Origin of the sequence: Bradyrhizobium sp. i1.15.2 (genome assembly GCF_040548425.1) — a bacterium.
In the GTDB taxonomy this organism is placed as follows: Bacteria; Pseudomonadota; Alphaproteobacteria; order Rhizobiales; family Xanthobacteraceae; genus Bradyrhizobium; species Bradyrhizobium canariense.
Map to the genome: position 1 here is coordinate 37,563 of NZ_JBEPRQ010000014.1, position 12,526 is coordinate 50,088.

General features: G+C 65.2%; 12 protein-coding genes. 7 read left to right on the forward strand and 5 right to left on the reverse strand.

Annotated features, from left to right (window positions below; genetic code table 11):
- Positions 1–121 precede the first annotated feature (121 nt).
- Complete coding sequence (locus tag ABIB80_RS23650; RefSeq protein ID WP_219684003.1) at positions 122–2,599, reverse strand: PAS domain-containing hybrid sensor histidine kinase/response regulator; 2,478 nt, start codon at positions 2,597–2,599, stop codon at positions 122–124.
- On the opposite strand from ABIB80_RS23650, the gene ABIB80_RS23655 reads away from it, so the two are divergent.
- The 5 genes from ABIB80_RS23655 (at position 2,600) to ABIB80_RS23675 (ending at position 7,404) form a co-directional block, all read left to right on the forward strand.
- Positions 2,600–2,818: a hypothetical protein gene (locus ABIB80_RS23655; RefSeq protein ID WP_219684002.1), complete on the forward strand. Its 219-nt coding sequence runs from the start codon at positions 2,600–2,602 to the stop codon at positions 2,816–2,818. It abuts the gene before it with no gap.
- Positions 2,815–3,885 carry a zinc-binding metallopeptidase family protein gene (locus ABIB80_RS23660; protein WP_219684001.1) on the forward strand — a complete coding sequence of 357 codons (1,071 nt, stop codon included), beginning with the start codon at positions 2,815–2,817 and terminating at the stop codon, positions 3,883–3,885. Before ABIB80_RS23655 ends, ABIB80_RS23660 begins: the two co-directional genes overlap by 4 nt.
- A gap of 184 nt (positions 3,886–4,069) precedes the next feature.
- Positions 4,070–6,085, forward strand: coding sequence for an acetyl-CoA carboxylase biotin carboxylase subunit (locus ABIB80_RS23665; protein WP_354128531.1), 2,016 nt, complete (start codon positions 4,070–4,072; stop codon positions 6,083–6,085).
- Between the two features lie 156 nt (positions 6,086–6,241).
- Positions 6,242–7,108 carry an isocitrate lyase/PEP mutase family protein gene (locus ABIB80_RS23670; protein ID WP_219683999.1) on the forward strand — a complete coding sequence of 289 codons (867 nt, stop codon included), beginning with the start codon at positions 6,242–6,244 and terminating at the stop codon, positions 7,106–7,108.
- Complete coding sequence (locus ABIB80_RS23675) at positions 7,105–7,404, forward strand: acylphosphatase (RefSeq protein WP_219683998.1); 300 nt, start codon at positions 7,105–7,107, stop codon at positions 7,402–7,404. Before ABIB80_RS23670 ends, ABIB80_RS23675 begins: the two co-directional genes overlap by 4 nt.
- Before the next feature lie 8 nt (positions 7,405–7,412).
- Here the strand turns inward: ABIB80_RS23675 and ABIB80_RS23680 are convergent, their stop codons facing one another.
- Both ABIB80_RS23680 and ABIB80_RS23685 read right to left on the reverse strand, forming a co-directional pair.
- Positions 7,413–8,933, reverse strand: a complete 1,521-nt coding sequence (locus tag ABIB80_RS23680) for a PAS domain-containing hybrid sensor histidine kinase/response regulator family protein (protein ID WP_219683997.1) — start codon at positions 8,931–8,933, stop codon at positions 7,413–7,415.
- 147 nt (positions 8,934–9,080) lie between these two features.
- Complete coding sequence (locus ABIB80_RS23685; protein WP_219683996.1) at positions 9,081–9,935, reverse strand: LysR family transcriptional regulator; 855 nt, start codon at positions 9,933–9,935, stop codon at positions 9,081–9,083.
- A gap of 112 nt (positions 9,936–10,047) precedes the next feature.
- Between ABIB80_RS23685 and ABIB80_RS23690 the strand changes: the two genes are divergently transcribed.
- Positions 10,048–10,470 (forward strand): tautomerase family protein, encoded by a 423-nt coding sequence (locus tag ABIB80_RS23690; protein ID WP_219683995.1) that lies wholly within the window; start codon positions 10,048–10,050, stop codon positions 10,468–10,470.
- A gap of 58 nt (positions 10,471–10,528) precedes the next feature.
- On the opposite strand, the gene ABIB80_RS23695 is transcribed toward ABIB80_RS23690, so the two are convergent.
- Entirely contained in the window at positions 10,529–11,242 is a 714-nt protein-coding gene (locus tag ABIB80_RS23695) for a DNA helicase (RefSeq protein WP_219684119.1), read from the reverse strand.
- 184 nt (positions 11,243–11,426) lie between these two features.
- Entirely contained in the window at positions 11,427–12,176 is a 750-nt protein-coding gene (gene lipB / locus ABIB80_RS23700) for a lipoyl(octanoyl) transferase LipB (RefSeq protein WP_219683994.1), read from the reverse strand.
- A gap of 80 nt (positions 12,177–12,256) precedes the next feature.
- On the opposite strand from lipB, the gene ABIB80_RS23705 reads away from it, so the two are divergent.
- Positions 12,257–12,499, forward strand: a complete 243-nt coding sequence (locus ABIB80_RS23705; RefSeq protein WP_007603171.1) for a FliM/FliN family flagellar motor switch protein — start codon at positions 12,257–12,259, stop codon at positions 12,497–12,499.
- The last annotated feature ends 27 nt before the right edge of the window (positions 12,500–12,526 follow it).

The following is a 12,526-nucleotide window of genomic DNA, read 5'->3' on the forward strand; positions in this document are numbered from 1 at the left end:
CCGTCGTTGCGAGCGGAGCGAAGCAATCCAGACTGTCTCCGCGGAGCGAGTTCCGGATTGCTTCGTCGCAAGAGCTCCTCGCAATGGCGGAATCTGTGGAGGCGTCTCGCGATGTTCACTCTCACCGCGCCATCGACAGCTTTGCCGTGATCGCCTTGCGCAAGATGCGCGACAGCGCTTCGACCGAATACGGCTTCTGGATCAGCTCGAAACCGCGATCGGCGTTCTCGGCGAGAACGTTGCTGTAACCAGAGGTGAGCACGACGGGCAGGCCCGGATAGCGTTCGCGGATGATGCCGGCGAGCTCGACGCCGTTCATGCCGGGCATGATGACGTCGGAGAAGACGAGATCGACGGCGAACTCGTTCTCGCCGAGGATGGCGAGCGCCGCATTGGCGTTGGCGGCGCGGCGGACGACATAACCGAGGTCTTCCAGCAGCTCCGTGGAGAACCGGCCGACCTCGTCGTCGTCTTCCACTACGAGCACGCGATAGCCGCGCCCGGTGGACGCGGCCTCATAGGTCAGCGCCGCGGCTTCCTGATCCGTCGCGGGGCTTTGCGCCCGCGGCAGATAGATGGTGAAGGTCGCGCCTTCACCATGCTTGCTCGTCACGGCGATGTCGCCCTCGGACTGCTTTGCGAAGCCGAAGGCCTGGCTCAGGCCGAGGCCGGTGCCCTTGCCGACCTCCTTGGTGGTGAAGAACGGTTCGAAGATGGCTTCCATGTTTTCAGGCGCGATGCCGCTTCCGGTGTCGGCGACCGAGATCGCGACATAGTCGCCGCCGCGCGCCGGTTGCGCGCGCAGGTTAGGGATGCCCTGAACCTTCCGGACCGCGATGGTGAGGCGGCCTTCGCCGTCCATGGCGTCGCGCGCGTTGATCGCGAGGTTGATCAGCGCGGTCTCGAATTGCGCGATATCGGCGACCGTGAAGCAGTCGCCATCGTGAACCTCCACCGCGATTTCGATGCGAGCACCGACCAGCGGCCGGACCAGTTGCGCGACGCCTTCAACCTGGCTGGCGACGTTGAAGATCTGCGGTTTGAGCGGCTGCCGGCGCGCAAACGCCAGCAGCTGGGCGGTCAGCTTGGAGGCACGCTCGACGGTGTCGGAGATGGCATCGACATAGCGGCGGCGGCGCTCCTCCGGCAGCTCGCGGCGGCGCAGGAAATCGGTGGCCGAGCGGATGATGGTGAGCAGATTGTTGAAGTCATGCGCGACGCCGCCGGTGAGCTGGCCGATCGCCTCCATCTTCTGCGATTGCCGCAACGCTTCCTCACCGCGGCGGCGCTCGGTGATGTCGACAGCCTCGGGCACCGCGCCGGTGATGTTGCCGTGGCGGTCGAGCACCGGGCGCATGCCGAACTCGAAATCGCGCTCGCCGATGGGAAGGCGCAGGCGCATCTCCAGCCGCACGGCTTCGCCCTTGAGCACGGTGTCGAAGGCCTCGCGCACCAGTGCGCTCATGCCCTCCGTCGTGCTGAACCAGGGCGTCTGCCACAACGGCTTTCCGATCACGTCCGCAGGGCTCGCTTTGATGGCGTCGAGCACGGTCGTGTTGGCGTAAAGCAGCTCGCCCCTGAGATTGACGAGGCCCTGATATTGGTTGCTGGTTTCCAGGATCGCGCGCAGCCGCGCCTCGTTGGATTCGAGCTCGGCGGTGCGCTCGACGATGCGTTCTTCCAGCGTCTCATTGAGCTGCCGGAGCTCGATCTCGGCTTGCTTGGCCACCGTGATGTCGTGGGCAACGCCGATGAAGCCGATATGCCTGCCGGTCGGGTCCCAGCGCGGCTGCGATTCCGAACGCAGCCAGCGCCACTCGCCGGCGGAATTCTTGTAGCGGGCTTCCAGCACGAACGGTTTGAGCGATGCTTCACCCTGGACGGATTGCTGCAGCACATGCGGCAGGTCGTCCGGATGCAGCACCTTGCGCCAGTCGAAAGAGATGGCCTGGTCGTAGGGCAGGCCGACGAAATCGACATAGGCCTGGTTGGCGAAGGACCGTGTGCGGTCGAGCTTGGTGACCCAGATCGGCACCGGCGCGCTGTCGGCGATCAGCCGGAAGCGCTCCTCGCTCTCGCGCAGGGTCTCGCGCACCAGCATCTGGTCGGTGACGTCGATATGGGCGCCCACGAGGCGGAGGGCACGGCCGTCACGATCGCGCTCGATCTTGGCGACGACTCGGATCCAGCGGGTCTCGCCGTCGCTGGGACGGATGATGCGGTATTCGGCGGTGTAGTCCTCGCTCGTGCCGGACAGCGCATCGATGAAGTGCTTTACCGCAGCGTCGCGGTCATCGGGATGAACGCGATTGATCCAATCCTCGTGCGACTCGCCGGCAGCTTCCGGCGGCAGGCCGTGGAGCATCAGATATTCCGGCGAACGGCGGTTCTTGAAGCCTTCGCGGAAGTCGACTTCGAGACCGCCGACCTTGCCGATGCGCTGGATGCGCGCAAGCTCGGCTTCGCGTTCCTGGAGCGCGCGATAGGCGTTGTCACGCTCGCGCGCGACATCTTCCAGGTGCTGGCGCAGCCTTTCGGCGGCGATGGTCTCGGGCAAAGGATCGTTCAAGGCGTTGGCCGTTGTGATGCGGGAGCGCACGTGGCCGACCGATATTCACACAGACGACGCGTGATGGCCATTGCTCAAAAGGAATATGGAAAGAAAGGCGTCGCCGAATGCAGTATGGTGGGCATCAACGAACGCCAAGTCTGGCTATTTGTTCCGAACCTTGGAACGATGAGCCCTCCGCGCGCGTATCCGCGAGGCGCCACAACTTTCATTCCCAAAAGCTCCCTTTCCGAAGAGGCTAAATCTTGAAGCTTTTTGTCTGCCAGGCCTGCGGCAACGTCCTCTATTTCGAGAACCGCGCCTGCGAACGCTGCGGCCATCGGGTCGCCTTCCTGCCGGAGAAGGAGACGATGTCGGCGATCGAGCCCGACGGAGAGGCCTGGAAGACGCTGGCGACCAAGGGCGAAAGTCGCATGCTGTGCAGCAATGCCGAGCACGATTCGTGCAACTGGCTGACGGATGCAGGTGATACCACCGGCTATTGCCGCGCCTGCCGCCATAACGGCGTCGTGCCGGACCTGTCGGATCAGGCGCAACTCGCCGGCTGGCGTGAGCTGGAGATGGCGAAGCACCGGCTGTTCTATTCCCTGATCCGCTGGAAGCTGCCGCTCCAGACCCGGCAGGACAATCCCGAACATGGCCTGATCTTCAATTTCCTCGCCGACGATGCGCAGAGCGGGCAGAAGGTCCTGACCGGCCACGACAACGGCCTGATCACGATCGCGCTGACCGAGGCCGACGACATCGAGCGCGAGCGGCGCAGGCTGGAGATGGGCGAGCCCTACCGGACGCTGCTCGGGCATTTCCGCCACGAGGTCGGGCACTATTTCTGGGACGTGCTGGTGCGCAACGGCGGCGAGCTGGACGAATGCCGCGCCGTGTTCGGCGACGATTCCGCCGATTACGGCCAGGCGTTGCAGCGCCACTATGCCGAAGGCGCCCCGCCGGACTGGCAGCAGAACTACGTCTCGGCCTACGCGACCACGCATCCGTGGGAAGATTTCGCCGAGACCTGGGCGCACTATCTTCACATCGTCGACACCCTGGAGATGGCTAGCGAGTTCGGCATGGAGGTGCGGCCCAAGGTGGATCGCGACGGGGAGTTGACGACGCGCATCCGCTTCAACCCTTACGAAGCGAGGGACGTCGAGGCGATCGTCAACGCATGGCTGCCCTTCACCTTCGCCATGAACAGCGTCAACCGCGCCATGGGCATGCGCGACCTCTATCCGTTCATCCTCTCGCCGGTCGTCGTCGACAAGCTCGGCTTCATTCACGGCCTGGTCCGGAACGTGGGCAAGGCCGGGAAGCCGTAGGCCGTCCGGGAGCTTGCAAAGCCCGTTTCGGTCTTGCTTCGGTCTTGCGCTGGTACGCCAGAGGGGCCGGATTTTGACCGTTGCCTCCGGCCTATTTTGATGTACCACGGGAGCCACACGGCCCATCCCATAGGCTCCAACGGCCAGGGAAGGGTCCCGCCCAAGGTCGAGACTCAAGAAAAGCATGTTCAAACGCATTCTGATCGCCAATCGCGGCGAAATCGCCTGCCGGGTCATCAAGACCGCTCGCCGCATGGGAGTTCAAACGGTCGCCGTCTATTCCGAGGCCGACCGCGACGCTCTGCATGTCGAGATGGCCGACGAGGCCGTGCTGATCGGCCCGCCGGCTGCGGCCGAGAGTTATCTGGTGATCGAGAAGATCGTGGAGGCCTGCCGCAAGACCGGCGCCGAGGCCGTGCATCCCGGTTACGGCTTCCTGTCCGAGCGCGAGGCGTTTCCGCGCGCGCTGGAGGCGGCCGGCATCGTCTTCATCGGCCCCAACCCGGGCGCGATCGCGGCGATGGGCGACAAGATCGAATCCAAGAGGGCTGCCGCGAAGGCAAAAGTCTCGACCGTGCCCGGCTATCTCGGCGTCATCGAGGACGCCACGCACGCGGTCAAGATCGCCGACGAGATCGGCTATCCCGTGATGATCAAGGCCTCCGCCGGCGGCGGCGGCAAGGGCATGCGCATCGCGCATTCGACCTCCGAGGTCGCCGAGGGCTTCAACCTCGCCAAGGCCGAGGCCAAGGCCTCGTTCGGCGACGACCGGGTGTTCATTGAAAAGTTCATTGTCGATCCCCGCCATATCGAGATCCAGCTGCTCGGCGACAAGCACGGCAACGTGATCTATCTCGGCGAGCGCGAATGCTCGATCCAGCGCCGCAACCAGAAGGTCATCGAGGAAGCGCCGTCGCCGCTGCTCGACGAAGCCACCCGCCGCAAGATGGGCGAGCAGGCGGTCGCACTCGCTAAGGCGGTGAATTACGACTCCGCCGGCACCGTCGAATTCGTCGCGGGGCAGGACAAGAGCTTCTACTTCCTCGAGATGAACACGCGCCTCCAGGTCGAGCATCCCGTTACCGAGCTCGTCACCGGCGTCGACCTCGTCGAGCAGATGCTCCGCGTCGCCGCCGGCGAGAAGCTCGCGATCACGCAGAAGGACGTCACGCTGACGGGCTGGGCAGTGGAGTCGCGTCTCTACGCCGAGGACCCGTTCCGCAACTTCCTGCCCTCGATCGGTCGTCTGGTGAAATACCGTCCGCCGGCGGAAGCGAGCCAGGACGGCATCACCGTGCGCAACGACACCGGCGTGCAGGAGGGCGGCGAGATCTCGATCCATTACGATCCGATGATCGCAAAGCTCGTCACTCACGCGCCGTCGCGCGCGGCCGCGATCGAGGCGCAGGCCACCGCGCTGGACTCGTTCTACGTGGGCGGTATCCGTCACAACATCCCGTTCCTGTCGGCGCTGATGCATCATCCGCGCTGGCGCGAAGGCCGGCTCTCCACCGGCTTCATCGCCGAGGAATTCCCCAAGGGCTTTGCCGTGCGCGTGCCGGAAGGCGAGGTCGCACGGCGGCTTGCCGCGGTCGGCGCCGCCATCGATCACGTGCTCGGCGAGCGCAAGCGGCAGATCTCGGGTCAGATGGGCGGCCGCATCGTGCAGCGCGAGCGTCGCCGTGCGGTCTGGCTCGACCGCCAGGAGATCCTGCTGGAGATCGCGCGCGAGGGCGAGGCGGTCGCGGTGCGTTTCCTCGATGCCGACGGCAGGGCCGGCAATGCGCATCTGTTGCAGTCGCCGTGGAAGCCAGGCGATCCGGTCTGGCAGGGCACCATCGACGGCCACGTCGTCGCGGTGCAGGTGCGCCCGATCGCGAACGGCATCCGCCTCGCGCATCAGGGCGTCGAGGTGCCGGTCTATGTCTGGACCGAAGCGGAAGCAGCCTCGGCGCGACTGATGCCGGTGACCACGGCTGCCGACACCGGCAAGAAGCTGCTTTGTCCGATGCCCGGCCTCGTGGTCTCGATCGCGGTGACCGAAGGGCAGGAGGTCAAGGCCGGCGAGACGCTCGCGGTGGTCGAAGCCATGAAGATGCAGAACGTGCTGCGCGCCGAGCAGGATGGTACCGTGAAGAAGATCCACGCCACCGCCGGCGCGACGCTCGCGGTGGACGCGCTGATTTTGGAGTTTGCGTAGGGTTTGGGGGGACTCTTGCGAGGGGTCCACTGACTTCGTCATTGCGAGCGCAGCGAAGCAATCCAGACTGCCTCCGCTGAAAGATTCTGGATTGCTTCGCTGCGCTCGCAATGACGGTGTATGTTGCGGCTGCGTCGCAACAGTTGAGAGGGCACCATGGCCTTTCGTTCCCGCCGCGAAAAACTGCGCTCGATCCTGTCGGGCGGGACTTGCGTCCATCCCGGCTCGGTCTACGACGCCATCTCGATCCGCATCGCCGAGGATCTCGGTTTCCCGCTCGGCATGTTCGGCGGCTCGGTGGCTTCGCTCGCGGTGCTCGGCGACCCCGACATCACGCTGATCACGCTCACCGAGCTTGCCGAGCAGATGCGGCGGATGTCGCGTGCGGCGGCACTTCCGGTGCTGGTCGATGCCGATCACGGCTATGGCAACGCGCTCAACGTGCGCCGCACGGTGCAGGAGCTGGAAGCGGCGGGTGCCGCCGGCCTCACCATCGAGGACACGCTGCTGCCGGCTGGCTTCGGCGAAGCGAAGACGCAGCTGATCTCGCTGGAGGAGGGCGTCGGCAAGATGAAGGCGGCACTCGACGGCCGCGGCGATCCCTCGCTCGTCATCATGGGTCGCACCGGTGCGGCCTCGATCACCTCGATCGAGGATGCGATCCGCCGCGCCAGAGCTTATGAGGCTACCGGCGTCGATGCGCTGTTCTTCACCGGCATCAAGTCGCGCACCGAGCTCGAGGCGGTCGCATCCGCCACGCGCCTGCCGATCGTGCTCGGCGGCGCGCCGGAGGAGTTGAACGTGCTCGAATACCTTGCTGGCCAGCGCGTGCGCATCGCGCTTCAGGGCCACGCGCCGATCGCGGCCGCAACGCAGGCCGTCTACGAGACGCAGAAGGCGCTGCGCGACGGCACTGCGCCGAAGAATCTCAAAGGCCTTCCGTCGTCGGACTTGACCAGCCGCGTCACGCGCGAGGCCGAGGTCAAGGCGCGCAGCGCCGATGTCCTCGGACTGAAACAATGAGCCGGGCGATCCTCCAGGTCATGATCCGCGGCCGCGTGCAGGGCGTCGGCTATCGGGCCTGGCTCGAATATCAGGCGACGACGTGCGGCCTCGAAGGCTGGGTCCGCAACCGCCGTGACGGCAGCGTCGAAGCGCTGTTCGCGGGACCGCCAAAGCACGTCGCCGACATGGTGGCGCTGTGCCGCCACGGCCCGCCGTCCTCGCGCGTCGACAATGTCACCAGCGAGACGGCCGACGTCGATGAGCTGAACTTGCGCCGGGCAGGGGAGGCGTTTTCGGTGTTGCCGACGGTGTAGCTGAAGAATTACCGCGGCAGCTTGGCGATCGCTTCGCTCAATTCGTGGATCTCGTAGGGCTTGCGCAGGATCGGGAAATCGCCGCGCACGCCGGCGGCGACTTCGCTGTAGCCGGTGGCGAGCAGGATCGGCAGGCCGGGGCGGATCTGGCGGAGGTGATGGGCGAGGCTGAGTCCGTCCATCTTGCCGGGCATGACGATATCCGAGAACACGAAGTCGACGCCGTTCTTCTCTATCTCGCTCAAAGCGGCTTCGGCGTCCGCGACCCGGCGCACCTGATAGCCGAGCTGCTCCAGAAGACCGATGCTGACGGCGGCGACGTCCGGATTGTCCTCGACTAGCAGCACCGTGCCGCTGCCTTGGAACGCCGGTTCTCCCGCCGCCTCGCGCGACGGTTCGTCTTCTCCGCGCGGCAGGAGAATGGTGAAGGTCGTGCCCTTGCCGAGCGCGCTCGCGACCCGCACCGTGCCGCCGGCCTGATGGGCGAAGCCGTGCACCTGCGAGAGACCGAGGCCGGTGCCCTTTCCGATCGGCTTGGTTGTGAAGAACGGCTCGAAGATCTTGTCGAGAACGTCGGAGGGAATGCCGAGGCCGGTATCGCTGACGTCGATCGCGATGAATTGGCCCACGAGGGGGTCCTCGTCGAGCACGAGATTGCGCGCTGCGATCGTCACCGTGCCTCCGTCGGGCATCGCGTCGCGGGCATTGATGACGAGGTTGAGCAGCGCGGTCTCGAGCTCGGAAACGTCGGTCCTGATCGGCCAGACGTCGCCGCGGACGTCGAAGGCCAGGCGCACGGAGCTGCCGACGCCGGCATCGAGCACCTCGCGGATCGCCGCGATGCGGTCGGCGAAGTCGATCGCCTGCGGATTGACGCTCTGCCGCCGTGCGAAGGTGAGGAGCTGGTTGGTCAGCGCCGCGCCGCGCCTGGTGGCGGTCTCGATCGCCGAGATCGCGCGCTGCAGCTTGGCTTCGTCGTTGGCCCCTCGCTTCAGCATGTGCAGGCTGCCGCTGATGATCATCAGGAGGTTGTTGAAGTCGTGGGCGACCCCGCCGGTGAGCTGGCCGAGCGCATCGAATTTCTGGGATTCGGCGAGCTGCTTCTGCATCGCCTCGAGCTTGAGCTGGGTGTTGCGGCGCTCGGTGATGTCGCGCGTGATCTTGGCGAAGCCGACCAGCTCGCCGGCCTCGTAGATCGGATCGATCACGACGCTCGCCCAGAAGAAGGTGCCATCCTTGCGGACGCGCCAGCCTTCCTCCTCATAGCGGCCCTTTTCCCGCGCGATGCCGAGTGCACGGGCGGGCTTGCCGTTGGCGCGGTCGGTCTCGGTGTAGAAACGGGAAAAGTGCTGGCCGAGGATCTCCCCAGGCGAATAGCCCTTGATGCGCTCGCCACCGATGTTCCAGCTGGTGATTCTCCCGGTGGGATCCAGCATGTAGAGCGCGTAGTCCGCAACTCCTTCAACTAACAGGCGGAAACTGCGTTCGCTTTCGAACAAGTCCCTCTGCTGACTAGACTTCTCGACCATTCCCGGACCCTGCCTCAACGGGGGCAAACGCAGCACGTGGCGGATTGTTCCCGGAGGTTGAAACATTTTTAGGCAACATTGCGAGCCCGTATGCAGGACGCAAACCAGCAGACGCTCGCAGCGTTAGAGGCGATCTTGTAAACGGGGTCAGACCGCCGCCACGCTCCGAAACGTCGCCGCCACCGCGCGCAATGCCGCGAGCTTGGCGGGATCGCTGACCTTCGAATGGAGCATCACCTTCGAGCTGCCGAGTTTTGGCAGCTTGTTGGCGAGGCCGACATCGACCAATCCGGGAGGGGCGATCCGCCGCGCCAGCGGTGCGATTGCAAGTCCGGCAAGTGCGGCCGCGACCACTGCCGTGACGCCGCCGCCGACAAAACGCTCGCGCCAGGCGAGGCCGGCCTTGTCGAGCGCGCGTACGGCGATGGCGCGGACCCCGCAGGGCGGAGCGAGCGTCGCGAGCGGCAAAGGCTGCCCCTTGGGCACGGTGAAGCGTCTCGATGCGAACCAGCCGAATTCGTCCTCGGCCAGCTTCTCTCCGCCGCGTCGGCTGCCTTCCTGGCGCACGATCACCGCATCCAGTTGGCCAGCATCATAGGCCTCCTGCATCTCGCGCGAGAAGCCGATGGTGACGGCGAGCGTGAGGTTCGACGACATCGCATGCAGGCGTTCAAGCAGCGGTACCAGCTCCGGCCCCGCAGCATGGTCGGAGATGCCGAGCGAGAGCGACTGCGCGACTGAGGCCTCGCCCGATAGCGCGCGATCATGCGCCGCGATCAGCGCGCGGGCGCGATCGAGGAACGTCGCGCCGTCTGCCGTGAGCCGGACCGCGCGTGGCGAGCGCTCGACGAGACGTTTTCCCAGCAGTGTCTCCAGCCGCTGCAGCTTGAGGCTGACGGCCGCCTGAGTCGTGCCAAGCGCTTCGGCGGTCCGCGTAAAACTCTGGAGGTCGCCGACCAGCAGGAAGGCCTGGACGGTGGCGATATCGAGCGTTGCTGTCATTATGATATCTTATCACTGGTATCAACAGAGATAAGATACCAAAATGTCGATGGCGGGTCTAGCTTCTCCCCAACGCCGCGCAACACCTGCGCGACATCCGAGGAGAACGACCATGCCGCTGATCACCGTGTCCTACACCACCTCCCGCCAGTCGCCCTCCCTGAAGGCCGACATCGCGAGCGCCGTGTCCGAGCTCACCGCCAAAATCCTGCACAAGGATCCTGAGGTCACCGCCATCATCGTGAAGTCGGTGGAGGCGGGCGACTGGTTCGCCGGCGGCAAGTCGCTCGCGGAGCAAAAGCTCGCGAGCTACTGGATCGACATCCACGTCAGCGAAGGCACCAACACCAAGGACGAGAAGGCCGCCTATCTCGCCGCGATGTTCCAGCACATGGCCGGGATCCTGGGCCCGCTGCATCACGAGACCTATCTGCATGTCGACGAGGTCAAGGGCGACGCCTATGGCTTTGGCGGCCTGACCCAGGAGCGGCGCTACATCGCCGGCAAGCTCGAGGTCTCGCCGGAGAAGGCATGAGGAGCGAGGCCGCGGGTGAACAACCGCACCCGCGGCCTCAACCGGCTGCCAGGGATCGTCAGCTCGCTATGCGAAACTGAACTTCGTCCTTGTTCAGGAAACAGGTCTTGTCGAACAGCTTCACGTCGAGCGGGTTCGGCAGCCTGACATCGTCCAGGTCAGGGCAGGGCTTGAGCGAGGGATCATAGGAACGGTCGATCTGCGAGATGAAGACAACGATCAATCCCTTGTCGCGCGCGAATGCTTTCAACGCGCGCACCTGAACGGTGAGGTCGGGATTTTCCCGCCGCTGGTCGAGCAGTTGCAGATAGTCGATCACCACGACCGTGCCGCGCGGTGCTGCGGCCATCTGCTTGACGACGTAGTCGGCACTGATGACGTCGGAGCAATCGACCTCGAAGAGTTTTTCGAATTGCGCTGGGTCCGCGCCGATCACCCGAAAACGATCCAGAACGTCTTTCTCGGTGTATTCGAGCGAGAAGAACGCGGCGCGGTGGCCCGACCGCATCGCCTCCACGGCAAGCGCGAGGCTCATCAGGGTCTTGCCCTGGCCAGGGCGCGCGCCGACCAGCACCAGGTCACCCGGTTGGAATTGCAGGAAAAGCCGGTTGGCGGGCGTCGCTGCGGCCGCTTTCGCCGCCAGGATGCTCCAGGCGGAAAACCCTTCCGTCACGGCGATGCGGTCGAGCGCATCGTGCAGCGGAATGCCTTCCCCGCGGGACAGGCGCTTCGCTCTTCGCTTCAGATGATAGATGGGTGCAGACAGTCTCATCGCTAAAACCTCCCATTGCGAGCTGAAACGCAACCCCTCCTTATGCCTGGCGCTCGAACAGTCGGTCCGATGATCAATTCGCCCGGTATGAAATGTACTTTCCCGGCGGAGGGGGGAGGCGTGGGCGACACCGGAATCGAGCGTAGCTGATTCCGGGTTTGCGGAGAATGAGAGAGACCAGAAGTTAGGCCGCCGCTTCCGGCACAAGCGCCCGGGTCGGCCCGAACAGCTCCTCGAAGGCCTGCCGGAGCGCGACGTCGACATCGGCCATCGTCACGAGCTGGCCGAGATCGACCAGCGAGGTGACGCCGTAGCGGGGATCGGCGACGCCGCAGGGCACGATGCCGGCGAAATGCGACAGCTCCGGCTCGACATTGATGGCGATGCCATGAAACGAGACCCAGCGCTTCAGCCGGACGCCGATGGCCGCGATCTTGTCCTCGTGCTCGGGTCCCTTGTCGGGCCGCTTCACCCAGACACCGACCCGGTCCTCGCGCCGCTCGCCACGGATGTTGAAGGCGGCGAGTGTCCGCAGAATCAGCTCCTCCAGGCTCGCGACATAGGCCCGGACGTCCGGGCGCCGGCGCTTCAGGTCGAGCATGACATAGGCCACGCGCTGGCCGGGCCCGTGATAGGTGAGCTGACCGCCGCGCCCGGTGGCAAAGGTCGGGAATCGGGCATCGAGCAGGTCGGTGGCCTTGCCCGAGGTGCCGGAGGTGTAGAGCGGGGGGTGCTCCAGCAGCCAGACCAGCTCCGGGGCTTCACCGGCCGCGATCGCCGTGACGCGCGCCTCCATGTCAGCCACGGCCTCCGGATAGGGCACGGGCGCGTCCGAAATCCGCCACTCCACGGGCTCGCCGGAGGAGGCGGAAAACGACGTCAAATCGAGCTCTTGACGCTGGTTTTGGAGGGGGTTTCGAGGTGAATTAACCATTGGCTAACCATAACCAGGTGATGATCGCAGGCGCAAATTCCAAGTCCCTAGTCCTAGTCCCAAGTTGCGGTGGTCCTGAAGTGCCTACTCTCGACAAAGTCACCGTGGATCTCATGGTCGTCCTCGGGACGACCACCATGCCGATCCATCAGGTATTACGTCTTTCCCGCGGCGCCATCATCGAGCTGGACGCAACCGAGGCCGACGAGGTCAAGGTTTTGGCCAATAATCTGCCGGTCGCCTCCGGCGTCGTGCTGGTCGACCGCAACCGCATCGCGGTCGAGGTCAAGCAGATGCTGCCACGTATCCCGGGCACGCGGTAGCGGCCTGGGCACGCAGTAGCGGCCCGA

Bases quoted from the DNA above. Each gene is read 5' to 3' on its own strand.
- ABIB80_RS23685 (WP_219683996.1), bottom strand. From the start codon at position 9,935: ATGACAGCAACGCTCGATATCGCCACCGTCCAGGCCTTCCTGCTGGTC.
- ABIB80_RS23665 (WP_354128531.1), top strand. From the start codon at position 4,070: ATGTTCAAACGCATTCTGATCGCCAATCGCGGCGAAATCGCCTGCCGG.
- ABIB80_RS23670 (WP_219683999.1), top strand. From the start codon at position 6,242: ATGGCCTTTCGTTCCCGCCGCGAAAAACTGCGCTCGATCCTGTCGGGC.
- ABIB80_RS23695 (WP_219684119.1), bottom strand. From the start codon at position 11,242: ATGAGACTGTCTGCACCCATCTATCATCTGAAGCGAAGAGCGAAGCGC.
- ABIB80_RS23690 (WP_219683995.1), top strand. From the start codon at position 10,048: ATGCCGCTGATCACCGTGTCCTACACCACCTCCCGCCAGTCGCCCTCC.
- ABIB80_RS23680 (WP_219683997.1), bottom strand. From the start codon at position 8,933: ATGGTCGAGAAGTCTAGTCAGCAGAGGGACTTGTTCGAAAGCGAACGC.
- ABIB80_RS23675 (WP_219683998.1), top strand. From the start codon at position 7,105: ATGAGCCGGGCGATCCTCCAGGTCATGATCCGCGGCCGCGTGCAGGGC.
- lipB (WP_219683994.1), bottom strand. From the start codon at position 12,176: ATGGTTAATTCACCTCGAAACCCCCTCCAAAACCAGCGTCAAGAGCTC.